The following is a 16,416-nucleotide window of genomic DNA, read 5'->3' as shown; positions in this document are numbered from 1 at the left end:
AATATGTATGTTTTTTGTTGCGGTTTAAAATTATAGAATATCAAACAATCAAATTATTTTTATTGCAAACTAAAACTAAAATATATGAGACATTATCTCTTTAAAATTCTAACCTTATTCATTGTAGCATATTCTAGTGCCCAAAATGTAGAGGTAAGTGGAGTAATTCAGGATGAAAGTGGAATCCCAATCCCTGGGGCAAATGTTGTAGTTAAGAATACAACTATAGGGACGGTTTCTGATTTTGATGGCAACTTTATAGTATCTAATGTAGAAATTGGTTCAACATTAACATTCAGTTATATAGGGTATTTAACGAACGAGGTGGTTATTACCAATAACTCGAATTTAACCATTACGCTTCAAGAAGATATCGCAAAACTTGATGAAATTGTGGTCATTGGTTATGGAACACAAACTAAAAAAGAAATTACCGGTGCCGTTAGTGTTATCTCTAGCGAAAGTATCGAAGCCTTAAAGCCAACACGAATTGAACAAGCTTTACAAGGTCAAGTAGCGGGTGTCAATATTACATCTCAATCGGGTACTCCAGGTGGCGGTGCAACAATTAGTATTAGAGGTGTATCTACTAATGGAGACAGCAGGCCTTTAATTTTAGTAGATGGGAACGTTATTGAAGATTTAAGTGTTTTAAATCCAAGCGACATTGAAAGCATAAACATTCTTAAGGATGCTACAGCAGGTATTTATGGTGTTAGGGCCGCAAATGGTGTCATACTTATAAAAACCAAAACGGGTCGTAAAGAAATGCCCCTAACAGTAGAATATAATGCGTTTGGAGGTTTTCAAGAAACCACTAGAAAAATACCTGTTTTAAATGCAACCGAATATGCAGCCATTGTTAATGAAGCCTATGCTGCGGGCGGTAACACGCCGCCTTTTCCTAGTCTGTCTGGTTTAGGGGTTGGTACAGATTGGCAAGATTTGGTATTTGAATCAGCACCAATTCAAAATCACAGTATTTTGTTTAAAGGCGGTGGTAAAAAATCTTATTATTCTTATAGCGGTTCGTTTTTAACACAAGATGGTATTGTTGGTGGTAACAAATCAAACTTCACACGTTTTACAAATAATGTGAGTTACAACTTAGATTTTTTAGAGAATTTTAAATTCACCTCTGGTCTTACTTTAATGCGAACCAATAAAAGAAATCTTCCAGAAAACTCAAATTCTTCAGTGCTTTTCAACGCGATTAATATGGCACCAACATTTTCAGTTTATGATGAAGAGGGCAATTATACTTTGGCTGAAGGGTTAGGAGGAGAAGTTATTAATCCGCTAGCTCAAATTGATGATACTTTTGATAGATCTAAAGTTATGAGACTAAGTGGAAATGCTGGATTATCTTATAACTTTTTAGATCATTTCACAGCACAATCTAACATTCAGTTTAACTATTCCGAAGTGAGGTCAAAAGTGTTTAATCCTATTGCCAATTTTGGTAGTGGAAAAAACAGTAATGTTGATAGAAGTAGTGTTTTTGAAGGCTTAAATTATTTTAGAGACTACACCTTTGATGCCTTTATTAAATACGAAAATAAGTTTAATGATGTACATAATGTAAATCTCCTTTTAGGAACATCGGTATTTAAAACTACGGGCGAATTTACAGGAGCTACAGGATTTGACATTATCAATAATAATGTGGCATATGCCAATTTAGAACAAGCCCAGGACATTGAAAACATCAATAGATTTACAGGTAGAAACCCCACATTCGATTCTAGATTATTATCATATTTTGCTAGAGCTCAATACGACTATAAGGGAAAGTATTTAGTGTCCGCAGTGATTAGACGTGATGGTTCAACCAAGTTTGGACCAGAAAATAGGTTTGGTTTCTTTCCTTCAGGCTCTATTGGTTGGGTAGTTTCCGATGAAGATTTTCTTAAAGACAATGGTTTTATTGATTTGCTAAAAGTAAGAGCCTCTTATGGTATTTTAGGAAATGACAGAATTCCAGATTACAGGTATATATCACTATTAAATGGAGAAGGTACTTATATTTTTGATAATCAAGAATTTATAGGTACTGCCAGCGGGGGTATTGCTAACCCAGAAATTAGATGGGAGAAACAAAAAACGCTTGATATTGGTTTAGATATGCGTTTTTTAAATAACAAGCTTGATATTACAGCGGATTATTTTAAAAAAAGAACAGAAGATTTATTGGTTATACCAGAGGTATCTGGGTTATTGGGTACAGGTGGAGCGCCAGTAGTTAATGGTGGTACTGTTGAAAATACAGGATTAGAATTTGCGATTGGTTATGCAGATAATTTTAACGACAATTTTAAATTCAGCATCAAGTATAATGTCACTTATATTAAAAATGAAGTTTTATATGTAAATACCAATACAGGTGTCTTAATTGGTGGTGGTTTTGGCATAAGCCAACCAGCACCATCTAGAATGGAAGCTGGATTTCCAATAGGCTATTTTTACGGATATGAAACAGATGGTATTTTTCAAAATCAAGCAGAAATTGATGCTTCAGCTGTTGGAGATATTCAGCCAGAACCAGGAGATATTAAATATGTAGATCAAAATGGAGATGGTGTTATTACCGAAGATGATATGGGTAATATCGGCAGCCCCATACCTGATGCTACCATGGGTCTTAATATTTCCTTGGATTATAAGAATTTCGATTTTGCTGCGTATGCCTTCGCATCCGTTGGAAATGAAATTGTTAGAAATTACGAACGTGGTCAACAACTTACCAACAGAACAAATTCTTATTTAGCACGTTGGACTGGAGAGGGAACAAGTAATTCGTTTCCTAGAGTTTCAAACGGTGCAACACCAAATACGTTGTTTTCAGATTTTTATGTAGAAGACGGATCCTTTGTTCGTTTACAAAATGTACAATTAGGGTATACGTTTTCAGACGACGTGTTTCAAGATTCTAGAATCACCAATCTACGTCTTTATGTTTCGGCTAGCAATTTATTCACACTTACAGAATATAAAGGTTTCGATCCTACTGCTTCAAGCGGCGCACCGCTTGGAGGAGGTATAGACCAAGGGTTTTATCCTAGTGCTAAAACATTTTTATTAGGAATTAACTTAAAATTTTAATTAAGTATTATGAAAAATTTAAAAACTATAAATATCCTTGTTTCACTTGCTTTTTTAGCCGTGTTATCATGTGCTGATGATTTTATCGATGTGCCTTCGCAAGATGAAAATTCAGAGGATTTTTTCAATACAGAAGCCGATTATCAAGACGCACTAATTGCTGCATACGATTATTTACAAGCAACAGCGCAACAATTTCAAGTAGCCGAAATAGCTTCCGATAATACGCTTGCTGGTGGAGAAAGCGCAACTGATACACCTGGCATTCAAGAAATTGACGATATGATTCATACACCAATAAATGCACAACTACGCAATATTTGGACATGGATGTACACAGGTGTTAATCGAACAAACTACATTATGGAGTTTCAAGATAAAACGGATTTCCCTAACAAAACCAGCGTACTTGCTCAAACAAGATTTTTAAGAGCTTTCTACTATTTTGAATTGGTAAAATGGTTTGGCGATGTGCCTTTAGTAGTAGATAAACGCATTCAATATGGTGATCAATTTGCTTTAGAAAGAACCCCTGAAGAGCTAGTTTATGCACAAATAGAAGAAGATTTGATTTTTGCTGCAGCCAATTTGCCTTATACACAAAGTCAAACCGGAAGAATAACAAAAGGAGCTGCCGAAGCATTGTTAGGGAAAGCGTATTTATATCAAGGAAAATTCCCTGAGGCGGCTACTGTACTAGAAGCATTAATCAATAATGGGCCTCATGATCTTCTGCCTTCCGCTACAGCACCATTAATGTGGGAGAACGAATATGAAAATAATATAGAATCTGTTTTCGAAATACAATATTCTGATGTTGATGGTGGGTCTTACGATTGTTTTCAATGTTTGGAAGGTAATTATGCAGTAGGTTTTAATGGCGTGAGGGGCTATGTTGGTCCCGTATTCGATTTTGGATATAGTTTTAATGTACCTACTCAAGATGTGGTTGATGCTTTTGAAGACGGGGATATTAGATTAGACTATTCCATTTTAGATATTGAAAAGTGGATAGAAGAAAATCCAACAGCTAGCTATGATGAAGGCGCTGGATATGAGCAAACGGGCTATTTTAATAGAAAATATATAGCGCGCTTAGGTGACGCTAACCGTCCAGATGCGGCATTAACAAATCCAAATAACACAAGGGTCATTCGCTATGCTGATGTATTATTAATGGCGGCAGAAGCTTTAAACAGAGGAGCTATAAGTGATACAAGAGCACAAAATTATCTAAACAAAGTACGTAACAGGGCTATGTTAGGTGATGTCACAACGACAGAAGGTAATCTTACAAATGATATTTATAAAGAACGTCGTGTAGAATTAGTGGGTGAGGGTCATCGTTTCTTCGACTTGGTTAGGACAGGAAGAGCCGCCGGGACAATACCTGGTTTCCAAGCTGGCAAACATGAACTTTTCCCTATTCCTATTCAAGAAATTGAATTATCAGGAGGTACTTGGAACCAAAATCCTGGATACGAAAACTAAAAAACATAAACAGATGAAAACATTAAAATATATATTTAGCTTAAGCATCATTTTAATCGTCTTTTTTAATTGTACGGAAGACGATAATGATTTAAGCTTTATCGAAAATGTTGCAGCACCAACCAACGTCTCAGCCTTGTTTCAAATTACACAAGATAATTCGGGCTTAGTAACTTTAACGCCGAGCGCAGAAGGCGCTGTTTCATATAACATAACACCTGGTGATAATTCAGAAATAATGAACGTAAAACAAGGTTCTAGTGCAGTCCATGTGTATGCCGAGGGCAATTACACTGTTACAATAGAAGCCATTGGTATCACTGGACTAAAAAGCGAGGTTACCAAAGATATAGTCGTGTCTTTCAAAGCACCAGAAAATTTAGTAGTAACCATAGAGAATGATGCTGCACTATCTAAACAGGTAAATGTTGTAGCAACAGCAGATTTTGCTATGTCTTTTGAGGTGTATTTTGGAGAACCTGGTAATGACGATCCTGTTGTTGGCAACATTGGTGAAGCTGTAAGTTATACATACCAAGAAGCTGGAACTTATACCATTAGAGTTGTTGTTATGGGCGGTGCTGTTGCAACTACAGAATACACCCAAGATTTTGAGGTTACAGCTATTTTACAGCCCATTACTAATCCAGAGGTGCCTCCAAGACGTGAAGATTCAGATGTAATTTCAATTTATAGTGATGCTTACACAAACTTAACAGGTGTGAATTTTTATCCTAATTGGGGGCAATCTACCACCTATACTGAAATTGATGTTAATGGAAATAATATCATTCAGTATGGTAATTTAAATTATCAAGGTATCGATTTTGGTTCTAGCATAGACGCTTCTTCTATGGAGTATTTACACATCGATGTTTGGACAGCCGATTTAGCTGCTCTTGAAATTTTCCCAATAAGTGTAGCAACAGGAGAAAAATCTGTTTCAAAAGCGCTTGTTGCCGACCAATGGGTGAGTATCGATATTCCATTAAGTGATTTTACAGATCAAGGATTATCTATGGCAGATATTTTCCAATTCAAGTTTGTTGGTGCAGCATTACCTGGTGGAGGATCGGGAACCATATTTTTAGATAACATCTATTTTTATAAACCATCTTCCATTCCAACAGCACCAGTCGTTAGCGCACCATCGCCAACAGCGCCACAAGCGAATGTGGTATCTATTTTTAGTGACGCTTACACTAACGTAGGTTTGAGTGAATTGAATCCAGACTGGGGGCAATCTACTACTTTAACAAGCGTCAATATTCAAGGGAATAATACATGGCTTTATGAAGCTTTAAATTATACGGGTATAGTAACCGATTATGGTAATCCAACTGATTTAACAGGAATGACTTTTGTTCACTTTGATTACTTTACACCAGATGCAACAACTCTTGGTTTAAAACTAGTTAACACAACAAAAGGCGATGGAGACCCACTTAAAGAAGATATAGAATATGTATCTAGTGTGACTCTGGGAACTTGGGTAAGTGTCGATATCCCTTTGTCTGCTTATACGACAGATATTTCAGCAATTACACAATTAGTATTAGAATCTTCTGGAGCAAAAGTATATATCGATAATCTATATTTTTATACTAATGGCGATGGTAGTGTGCCAACAGTTGCAGCACCGTCTCCAACCATAAACCAAAGTGGCGTTGTTTCTATTTTTAGTGATGCCTATACCAATGTTGTTTTAAATGAAGTGAATCCTAATTGGGGGCAATCCACTACGTTAGCTACCATACAAATTGGGACCAATAACGTTTGGTTATATGAAGCTTTAAACTACACAGGTATCGTAACCGATTATGGCAACCCAACCAATTTAGCAGGCTTTAAATACGCTCATTTTGATTATTTTACACCAGATGCCACCACACTTGGTTTAAAATTGGTTAACACAAACTTTGGGGATGGCAATCCACTTAAAGAAGACATAGAATACTTAGCCAATATAACTCAAGGAACTTGGGTAAGTGTCGATATTCCTTTAGTAAATTATACCACAGATGTTTCAGCAATTACGCAGTTAATCTTTGAATCTTCTGGAGCAAAAGTATATATCGATAATTTTTATTTCCATAATTAAAATTTAGAACGATGAAAAAAATAAATAATGTATTAAGTATCTTATTCATAGCAGTTTTATCTTTTACAAGCTGTCAAGAAGACGATCTTACTTTCGGAAATATTGTAACGCCTTCAAACATTGAAGTATCGGTTACTTATATAGATAATGATTCAGAATCTCCCGCACCAGGGTTGGGTAGTGGTGAAATTAAATTGTCTGCAACAGCCAATAATGCTACAGCGTATCATTTTGTAGTACAAGGACAAACAAAACTTCAAAAATCTGGAAGTGCGTCACACACGTTTACAATGCTTGGCACTAATACCTATGCAGTTACTGTAGTTGCTTTTGGAACTGGAGGCGCTTCGTCTAGCAAAACTATTGAAGTGGACGTATTGGCATTGTATGAACCACCAGCAGATCTATTAACCATGCTTACTTCCAATAGTTCAAGAACATGGAAAATAGCTTCAGAAGTTAATAAACACTTCGGATTGGGACCAATAGGAGGGGCAGAATTTGAATATTATGGTGCTGCTCCAGGAGATAAAGCTAATTCAGGAATGTATGACGACCGATATACTTTTAATATAGATGGAACATTTACACACAACGTAGGCGCAGATGGTTTTGTGTTTGGACGCGACCCATTAATTAATGAGTTGGGCGGATCAGGAGGCACTGTAAACGGTGCAGATATAGAACAATATACATTTGGGTCATACACGGCTCAATGGGTTTTAACAGCGCCTAGTGGTGTTGAAACTTTAAGCTTAACTGGTATTGGTTTTATTGGATATTATGTGGGAGGAAACCATAGTTATCAGATATTTAGCCGTTCTGCGGACGAAATGATTCTTCGGACTACAGATGGAAAAGGAGAATTTGATTGGTGGTTTAGGCTAATTCCAGAATAGAAAAGACAATGTATTAGAATAGGGAGTATTAAATCTCCCTATTTTAAATTAAAAAAGAAAAAATGTTAAAAAAAATGCTTTATATAACCAATATAATTTTAGTGTTTCTTCTGTCCTGTTCAGGAGGAGGAAATGATTCCGAAATAATAGAGGAACCACAAAAAATAATTCCAAAAAATCTATCATTTACGATAACTATTTCAGGTTCAAGTACCACAAATCCAGGTGGTGATGGTTCAGGTAATATTACATGTACCGCCACAGCAACGGATGCCGTTTCTTATGGTTTTAAAGTAGGAAGCGATGCAGAAATAAAAAAGGCTAATGGCGAATTCAATTATACATGTATTACAGAAGGATTAAATGAGTACGTCATAACGGTTTTTGCATATTCTAGCACTGGTAACAGTATAAGCGATTTTAAAAAAGTGGCTGTTTTTGTTACTGAAAGTGGTCCACAATTAGTTTGGTCTGATGAATTCAATACAGATGGTGCTCCAGACGCCTCCAAATGGGGTTACGATGTAGGTAATGGTTGTCCGGACCTATGCGGCTGGGGTAATGGCGAAAAGCAATATTACACAAACAGAGCAGATAACGTAAAAGTAGAAAACGGCATATTAAAAATAATAGCTAAAAAAGAAAACTATGAAGGGTCTGAATATACATCTGTGAAACTATTAACTAAGGGAAAATTCGATTTCACCTATGGACGAGTTGATGTTAGAGCGAAACTACCAAGTGGCTCTGGAACATGGCCCGCCATATGGATGTTGGGCGCCAATATTGATACGGTTGGTTGGCCTATTTGTGGAGAAATAGACATCATGGAACATTGGGGACATAACCCTTCCATTGTTTCTAGCGCAACACATACAACATCATGTTCTGGAGGTTGCCCAAACACTAAAGTTGGCGAAACAACCATAAGCGATTATGCTACTGAATTTCATGTATATAGTTTAGAGTGGACAGAGCATGAATTAAACTTTATTATAGACGGAAACTTAAAGTATAGTTATAAGCCAACAGTTAAAAACAGTAGCAATTGGCCATATTTTGCACCTCAGTATTTAATTTTAAATGTTGCCATGGGAGGCAGCTGGTTTTCTATAGATCCAAATTTTACAGAATCTGTAATGGAGATAGATTACATAAAAGTATATCAATAACATGAAGAAAACTAGCTTAGGTATTTTAATCATTATCTTAACGATTTTCAATGTTTCTTGTAAAGAAAATTCAGAGGATAGTTCCATTGAAAATAAAACCAACTCCATAGAAAAGAAAGTCGCCGATTTATTATCTAGAATGACATTAGAGGAAAAAATTGGTCAGATGAATCAATACAATGGATTTTGGGATGTTACAGGCCCCCAACCTTTAGATGGTGACGCAGCCAAGAAATATGAACATTTAAGAAAAGGCTATGTAGGTTCCATGCTTAATGTAAGAGGGGTAAAAGAAGTTCGGGCTGTTCAAAAAATAGCTGTTGAAGAAACAAGACTTGGGATACCCCTAATAATTGGTTTTGATGTGATACATGGTTATAAAACATTAAGTCCAATACCGCTTGCCGAAGCTGCGAGTTGGGATTTGGAAGCCATTAAAAGATCAGCCCAAGTTGCTGCAAAGGAATCTGCGGCGGCAGGTATAAACTGGACCTTTGCACCTATGGTTGATATTTCAAGGGATGCTCGCTGGGGACGTGTTATGGAAGGAGCCGGTGAAGATCCCTATTTAGGCTCAGAAATAGCCATGGCTAGGGTTCATGGATTTCAAGGTGATGATTTATCATCTCCAGAAACCATTGCTGCTTGTGCTAAACATTGGGCAGGTTATGGTTTTTCTGAATCAGGAAGGGATTATAATACTGTAGACGTTGGCACGTCAACGCTTAACAATATTATTTTTCCACCATTTAGGGCGGCAGTTAAAGCTGGGGTTAGAACGTTTATGAATTCATTTAATGAACTAAACGGCGTACCTGCGACAGGTAATGCTTATTTACAAAGAGACATTTTAAAGGATGCATGGCAATTTGATGGGTTCGTAGTTTCAGATTGGGGGTCCATTAACGAAATGATAGCACACGGCTATGCAAAAGATAAGAAGGAAGCAGCAGAATTATCGGTTATCGCTGGATCGGATATGGATATGGAATCGTATGCTTATGTTGATGAATTGGCTAATTTAGTAAGAGAAGGAAAAGTAAAAGAATCTCTTATTGATGATGCCGTAAAACGTATTTTACGAGTCAAGTTTGAATTAGGTCTTTTTGAAGACCCTTATAAATATTGTGATGAAATTAGAGAAAAAGAAGTAACAGGAAGTAAAGAAATTCAAGACGCTGTGTTAGACATGGCTAAAAAATCCATTGTTCTGCTTAAAAACGAAAATGAAATACTTCCTTTAAAAACGAATGGTTTGAACATCGCTTTAATTGGTGCTTTGGCAGCCGATAAAACCAGTCCGTTAGGAAGTTGGAGAATAGCGGCCGAAGACAGTACGGCAGTATCTGTTTTGGAAGGAATGCAAAAATATCCAGACAATAAATTGACCTATTCAAAAGGAGCAGATTTAACGATAGGTAAAACAGAATTTGCCATAGAGTTGAATATTAATACCGAGGATAAAAGTGGATTTCCAGAAGCAATTGAAACAGCTAAAAAAGCAGATATTGTCGTCATGGTTTTGGGTGAACATGGGTTTCAAAGTGGTGAAGCTAGAAGCAGAACAGATTTAGGTTTGCCAGGCGTACAACAAGAACTTTTAGAGGCTATTTATAAGGTTAATAAGAACATTGTTTTAGTGCTAAATAACGGAAGACCTTTAACAATAACTTGGGCAGATAAACATATTCCAGCAATTGTTGAAGCGTGGCAATTGGGCACACAAAGCGGGAACGCCATAGCACAGGTTTTGTACGGTAATTATAACCCAAGTGGTAAGCTACCTATGTCTTTCCCAAGAAACGTAGGTCAAGTGCCTATTTATTATAATCATAAAAACACGGGCAGGCCTGTTCTTCCTGCTCCAAATGAAGTGTTTTGGTCCCATTATACAGACGAAAGCAATGATCCCCTTTACCCATTCGGACATGGTTTAAGTTATACCACTTTTGCATATACCAATTTGATGGTTGATAAAGTTTCAAATGACATCTTTAATGTTTCTGTAGATATTAAAAACACAGGAAAAGTAGTTGGTAAAGAGGTGATGCAACTATATATTCAAGATGTGTTTTCAAGTATAACAAGACCTGTAAAAGAGTTGAAAGGGTTTCAAATGGTTGAATTAAAGCCAAATCAACAACAAACGATCAAATTTAATTTATCAGAAAATGACCTAGGATTTTTTAATAATGAAGGAGAATTTGTGCTGGAACCTGGTGAATTTAAAGTATATGTTGGAGGAAGTTCGAAAACGGTTTTAGAGTCTAACTTTATAATTGAAAAACAATCCATTAAGTAAACCATGATATTTTTATCATAAACATAAAAGTTAGTTTAGTATTCAATTTAGTTAGTGTTTAAAGGTATGTTATTGGTTAGCATACCTTTTTTTCTTTTCTTTGTAACGAACCCCTCTAAGTAAGTGATGTTACAAGACATTTTAAGAGCAATTCCTTTTGGCATTCTATTGGCATTTACCGTAGGCCCTGTTTTTTTTGTGCTTCTTGAAACAAGTGCTACAAAAGGCTTTAGAAGCGCCTTAATTTTTGACTTTGGTGTTATGCTAGCAGATATTGTTTTTATTTTGATAGCCTTTTTTAGCACCAATAAGCTTTTAGAAAAGATTAAAGACGATCCTAATTTTTTAATTTTCGGAGGAGTTTTATTATTCATTTACGGTTTTATTTCATTCATTAAAACATCAAAATCGTTTAGAGACATTGTTAAGGAATATCATAAAGTAGATATTCAAAAAAAGTACGGAAAGCTATTTTTGAAAGGGTTTTTACTCAATTTTATTAATATCGGTGTTTTGTTGGGATGGGTTGCTATTATTGTGATAGGCAATACGTTAACAGAATCTAAAGACGGCGTGGTTGTGTTTTTGAGCACTATTTTAATTGTTTATTTTTTAATTGATTTGATAAAAATGAGTTTAGCTAAAAAACTAAAACATAGGTTAACACCAAAAAGAATATTCAAAACCAAAAAAATAATAGCTTTAGTGATTCTGGGGTTTGGGGCATTGCTTTTAGTCCAAGGATTTTTCCCTAAGGAAAAAGAAATGATTAAGGAAAGATTTGAGAAAATTAACTCAAAAAAATAAAAGCTTCCAGAGTAAACTGAAAGCTTTTATTGAGGTGTCGAGCGGATTCGAACCGCTGTAGCAGCTTTTGCAGAGCTGAGCCTAGCCACTCGGCCACGACACCAATTTTAAAAAAATCTATCAAAATAATTTTGATAAACAATTGAAATTGTCATTCCCGTGACAACGGGAATCAGTTTGCAAATGTAAAAAAAAATAAGACTTTAATATTGTTAAAAATTATTTTTTACGCTTATCGGTCATTTTAATCGTAACACATTCCACATCACCACCTATAGGCGGATTTAATTTACTAACCCAAACAGTTGCTTTTTTTACTAGTTTATCTTCATTAAAAATCCTATCTAAAATGCGTCTGCAAACCGTTTCTAGTAAATAAGAAGGCTTGTTCATCTCTTCTTTAATAATTCGGTTTAAAAACACATAATCAACGGTATCACTCAAACTATCGGATTTGGCTGATGGTTGTAAATTAGCCTCAACTTGTAAATCTACTCGATAGCTGCTACCTATTTTAGTTTCTTCTTTTAAACAACCATGATGAGCAAATACCCGAATATTTTCAACTTTTATAATTCCCATTATTACTATTTTTAAGTCACCAAAATTACCTAATTTTACACAATATTTTGTTTAAAAAATTAGTTTCTATCCACAAGAAACTGCAACCATACATTTATGTCTGAAGAAAAAAAACCACTTAACTTTTTAGAGCAAATTATAGAAGAAGATTTGGCTAATGGATTACCAAAAAGCAAATTGCGTTTTAGGTTTCCTCCAGAGCCAAACGGCTATTTACATATTGGGCATACCAAGGCCATTGGTATAAGTTTTGGTTTGGGAGAGAAATATAATGCGCCGGTAAATTTACGTTTTGATGATACCAATCCAGCAAAAGAAGAACAAGAATATGTAGATGCCATTAAAGAAGATGTGGCTTGGTTAGGGTATACTTGGGATAAGGAACTGTTTTCATCAGACTATTTCCAACAGCTCTACGATTGGGCAGTAATGTTCATAAAAGAGGGCAAGGCTTATGTGGACTCACAATCGAGTGAAGCTATGGCCGAACAAAAGGGAACACCTACACAGCCAGGTATTGATGGACCTTATAGAAATAGAAGCGTAGCCGAAAATCTTGATTTATTTGAACGCATGAAAAAGGGGGAGTTTGAAGAAGGCTCACACATTCTTCGTGCAAAAATAGATATGCAACACCCAAATATGTTGATGCGGGATCCTATTATGTATCGTATTTTAAAAAAGCATCACCATAGAACAGGTAATGATTGGTGTATTTACCCCATGTACGATTGGACACATGGAGAAAGCGACTATATTGAACAAATATCACACTCCTTATGCTCCTTGGAATTTAAACCTCACAGAGAGCTTTATAATTGGTTTCTAAAGCAAATTATTGATGAAGATAAACTGAAACCAAAACAACGAGAGTTTGCGCGTTTGAATTTAAGTTACACCATTATGAGCAAGCGTAAACTGCTCAAATTGGTAGAAGATAAGATTGTAACAGGTTGGGACGACCCGCGTATGCCAACTATTTCGGGGTTAAGACGTAGAGGCTATACACCAAACTCCTTACGAAAGTTTGTTGAAACGGTAGGTGTTGCTAAGCGAGATAATGTTATTGAAGTATCCTTATTGGAGTTTTGCATTCGTGAGGATTTAAACAAAACCGCACCTAGGGTTATGGCGGTTTTAGACCCTGTGAAACTAGTAATTACCAATTATCCTGAAGGTAAGGAAGAATGGTTGGAAGCTGAGAATAATCAAGAAGATGATTCTGCTGGTTATAGAAAAGTGCCATTTTCAGGAGAATTGTATATTGAAAAAGAAGATTTTAAAGAAGTCGCTGGAAACAATTTTTTCAGGTTAAAATTAGGAGGCGAAGTACGTCTTAAAAATGCATACATTATCAAGGCAGAACGTGTTTTAAAAGATTCAAACGGAAACATTACTGAAATCCATTGTACGTATTCTGAAGACACCTCAAAAAAAGTGAAAGGCACATTGCATTGGGTGTCTGTGAAGCACGCCATTAAAGCAGAAGTTAGAGAGTATGACAGATTGTTTGTGGACGAAGCACCAGATAGCCATTCTGAAAAGGATTTTATGGAGTTTTTAAATCCGAACTCATTAAAGATTATCGATGCTTTTGTGGAACCAAGTTTAAAAGATGCTAAAGTAGGAGAGCGGTTTCAATTTCAACGCATTGGTTATTTTAACGTAGATAACGATTCCACAAAAGAGAAATTAGTGTTCAATAAAACGGTTGGATTAAGAGATTCTTGGGAAAAACAAAAACCTGTTGAAAACACAAATAATCTTCAAAATAAACAGCAAAACAATACGTCTCAACCACAAAGGAAAGCCATTGATGTTATTCAGCAATTAGGTAAAAAATTCACCAATTTTCCAGAGGAAAAACAGTTAAAAGCGAAGGCAGAAATTCAAGAATTGGCTAAAGATATTAGTTACGAAGACCTACAACCTTTATTTAATACAGCAGCAAAGAAGGTTGGGACTCGAATAGCCGTAACCATTGCTTTGGATGTTTTGCTCAAAGGCGGATTACAATCTAATACCGAAATTAATGAATTTATTGCAAAGGCTTTAGAAGACGACAATGAATTGTTGAAATCAGAAGCACAATTGGTATGATATAGTTATATCTTTCTAAAAAACAAGTACTTATAATAAATTTAGTTATATTTATATCCTAACTTTAAACTAGCTACTATGGATTTTATTAACCCTGTTGCAATCGTTCTTGCCGCACTTTCGGCAATGGTTGTTGGTTTTGTTTGGTACAACCCCAAAGTTTTTGGAACCGCTTGGATGAAAGCTGCGGGTATGTCTGAAGAACAATTAAAAACCGGCAATATGTTTAAAATATTTGGCTTGGCCTTATTGTTTGCCTTTATATTAGCATCGGCTATGCCAGCTATTGTCGTTCATCAAATGGGCGTTTATAGCTTGGCCCAAGGCGAATTAGGAATATTACCAGAATATAATGCCTTTTTAGATGTTTACGGCGATGCTTTTAGAACCTTTAAGCATGGCGTGTTTCATGGTGTTTTTGCGGGTATTTTTATTGCATTGCCTATTTTAGGGACCAATGCCGTATTCGAACATAAAAGCGCGAAATATATTTTTATAAACGTTGGTTACTGGATTGTTACTTTAGGTATTATGGGCGGTATTATTTGTGGTTGGAAATAATATTTTATAGATTTTTAACATTAACAAAGACTGAGGTGTTATAACTTCGGTCTTTTATTTTTCTATTGAAAACATATCATATCTATTATTCTTATAAAGAGCTTCCCAAGATTTGGGATAGCATTGTGAAACATGATATTTTTCTACAGCGCCACTATTTAAAAGCTTTGGAAAATGCGTCTCCAGATAATATCCAACTGTTTTATGTGGGCGTTTTTAATGACAATGAATTAGTAGGCGTCGCTATCATTCAACGGGTTCAGTTGTACTTAAAGGATATGTTTAGGCAAACGAAAGTGTCCTGTTTTAAGGAGTTTTTCAGGGCTATGGTTTCCAAAGTTGTAAAAGGCAATATGTTGGTTGTTGGCAACCTAACCCATACTGGCCAACATGGTGTTTTTTTTCAGTCCGATAAAATAACCCAAGCAGAATATTTAAATACAGTGTATGAGGCCATAGAAGCGCTTAAAAAGAACATTAAACAAAATCAGCATAAAAACATAAGAGCCATTATGTTTAAGGATTATTATGAAGACAATTTAATTCATAATGAACAAGGTTTTTTCAATACCTATAAACTACATAAAGTATCTGTTCAACCAAATATGGCTATGCCCATAAAACCAAGTTGGGTTTTAAATGATGATTACATTAAAGATTTTAACAAGAAATATCGAGATAGATATAAAAGAGCAAAAAAGAAATTAGGCGCCATTAAACTTATTGAGTTGGATACCATAACTGTGAAAACGGAATCCAAAAGTCTTTACAAACTATATTTAAATGTATCTAACAACGCCAAGTTTAATACATTTTTTCTTCCGGAAAACCATTTTTATAGTCTAAAATTAGAGTTAAAAGACAGATTTAAAGTTTATGGTTATTTTTTAAATGAAGAATTAGTTGGTTTTTACTCCCTAATTTTAAATGGCAAAAATTTAGAAACTTATTTTTTAGGTTATGATACGGAACATCAATACCCAAACCAATTATACCTAAACATGCTTTATGATATGGCAAATTTTGCTATCGACAATAAGTTTGAAAATGTTGTTTATGCTAGAACCGCTATGGAAATTAAATCTTCTGTCGGCGCCACTCCGAAACAAATGGTGGTTTATGTGAAACACACGAACAAATTTATAAATAGTATCTTAAAACAGCTTTTTAAATTAATGGATCCAACTCAAAAATGGGAAGCAAGGCATCCTTTTAAGGATTAAGTTTAACAAGTTTTTAGCACCATTACTTTTGATAAGTCTTCATTTTAGCGTAATTTTAAGATTAAACATTTTTTAT

The 16,416-nt window shown here is 35.4% G+C and carries 11 protein-coding genes and 1 tRNA gene; 10 read left to right on the top strand and 2 right to left on the bottom strand.

Features of this window, described 5'->3' with window-relative positions:
• The first annotated feature begins 84 nt into the window (after positions 1-84).
• The 7 genes from CSW08_RS06920 to CSW08_RS06890 all read left to right on the top strand — a co-directional run bounded on the left by CSW08_RS06920 (position 85) and on the right by CSW08_RS06890 (position 11,874).
• Entirely contained in the window at positions 85-3,102 is a 3,018-nt protein-coding gene (locus tag CSW08_RS06920; protein ID WP_106659179.1) for a SusC/RagA family TonB-linked outer membrane protein, read from the top strand.
• Between the two features lie 9 nt (positions 3,103-3,111).
• A complete protein-coding gene (locus CSW08_RS06915; RefSeq protein WP_106659178.1) occupies positions 3,112-4,593 on the top strand; it encodes a RagB/SusD family nutrient uptake outer membrane protein in 1,482 nt (493 codons plus the stop codon).
• Positions 4,594-4,606: 13 nt separating this feature from the next.
• Positions 4,607-6,694, top strand: a complete 2,088-nt coding sequence (locus CSW08_RS06910; protein WP_157831435.1) for a hypothetical protein — start codon at positions 4,607-4,609, stop codon at positions 6,692-6,694.
• Between the two features lie 11 nt (positions 6,695-6,705).
• A complete protein-coding gene (locus tag CSW08_RS06905; protein ID WP_106659176.1) occupies positions 6,706-7,593 on the top strand; it encodes a glucan endo-1,3-beta-D-glucosidase in 888 nt (295 codons plus the stop codon).
• A gap of 62 nt (positions 7,594-7,655) precedes the next feature.
• Complete coding sequence (locus CSW08_RS06900) at positions 7,656-8,765, top strand: glycoside hydrolase family 16 protein (RefSeq protein ID WP_106659175.1); 1,110 nt, start codon at positions 7,656-7,658, stop codon at positions 8,763-8,765.
• A gap of 1 nt (position 8,766) precedes the next feature.
• Complete coding sequence (gene bglX / locus CSW08_RS06895; protein ID WP_106659174.1) at positions 8,767-11,067, top strand: beta-glucosidase BglX; 2,301 nt, start codon at positions 8,767-8,769, stop codon at positions 11,065-11,067.
• A gap of 126 nt (positions 11,068-11,193) precedes the next feature.
• Complete coding sequence (locus tag CSW08_RS06890) at positions 11,194-11,874, top strand: LysE family translocator (RefSeq protein WP_106659173.1); 681 nt, start codon at positions 11,194-11,196, stop codon at positions 11,872-11,874.
• 32 nt (positions 11,875-11,906) lie between these two features.
• On the opposite strand, the gene CSW08_RS06885 is transcribed toward CSW08_RS06890, so the two are convergent.
• Positions 11,907-11,977: transfer RNA gene (locus CSW08_RS06885), tRNA-Cys, on the bottom strand.
• 116 nt (positions 11,978-12,093) lie between these two features.
• Positions 12,094-12,456 (bottom strand): dihydroneopterin aldolase, encoded by a 363-nt coding sequence (gene folB / locus CSW08_RS06880; protein ID WP_106659172.1) that lies wholly within the window; start codon positions 12,454-12,456, stop codon positions 12,094-12,096.
• 96 nt (positions 12,457-12,552) lie between these two features.
• On the opposite strand from folB, the gene CSW08_RS06875 reads away from it, so the two are divergent.
• The 3 genes from CSW08_RS06875 (at position 12,553) to CSW08_RS06865 (ending at position 16,340) form a co-directional block, all read left to right on the top strand.
• A complete protein-coding gene (locus CSW08_RS06875; RefSeq protein ID WP_106659171.1) occupies positions 12,553-14,556 on the top strand; it encodes a glutamine--tRNA ligase/YqeY domain fusion protein in 2,004 nt (667 codons plus the stop codon).
• A 78-nt stretch (positions 14,557-14,634) separates the two neighbouring features.
• Complete coding sequence (locus tag CSW08_RS06870; protein ID WP_106659170.1) at positions 14,635-15,117, top strand: DUF1761 domain-containing protein; 483 nt, start codon at positions 14,635-14,637, stop codon at positions 15,115-15,117.
• Positions 15,118-15,182: 65 nt separating this feature from the next.
• Positions 15,183-16,340 carry a GNAT family protein gene (locus CSW08_RS06865; protein ID WP_238987215.1) on the top strand — a complete coding sequence of 386 codons (1,158 nt, stop codon included), beginning with the start codon at positions 15,183-15,185 and terminating at the stop codon, positions 16,338-16,340.
• Positions 16,341-16,416: the final 76 nt, after the last annotated feature.

It is taken from the genome of Confluentibacter flavum (assembly GCF_002843175.1).
GTDB lineage: Bacteria > Bacteroidota > Bacteroidia > Flavobacteriales > Flavobacteriaceae > Confluentibacter > Confluentibacter flavum.
The sequence above is the reverse complement of the archived record's forward strand: the minus strand, read 5'-3'. Positions and strand labels throughout refer to the sequence as shown.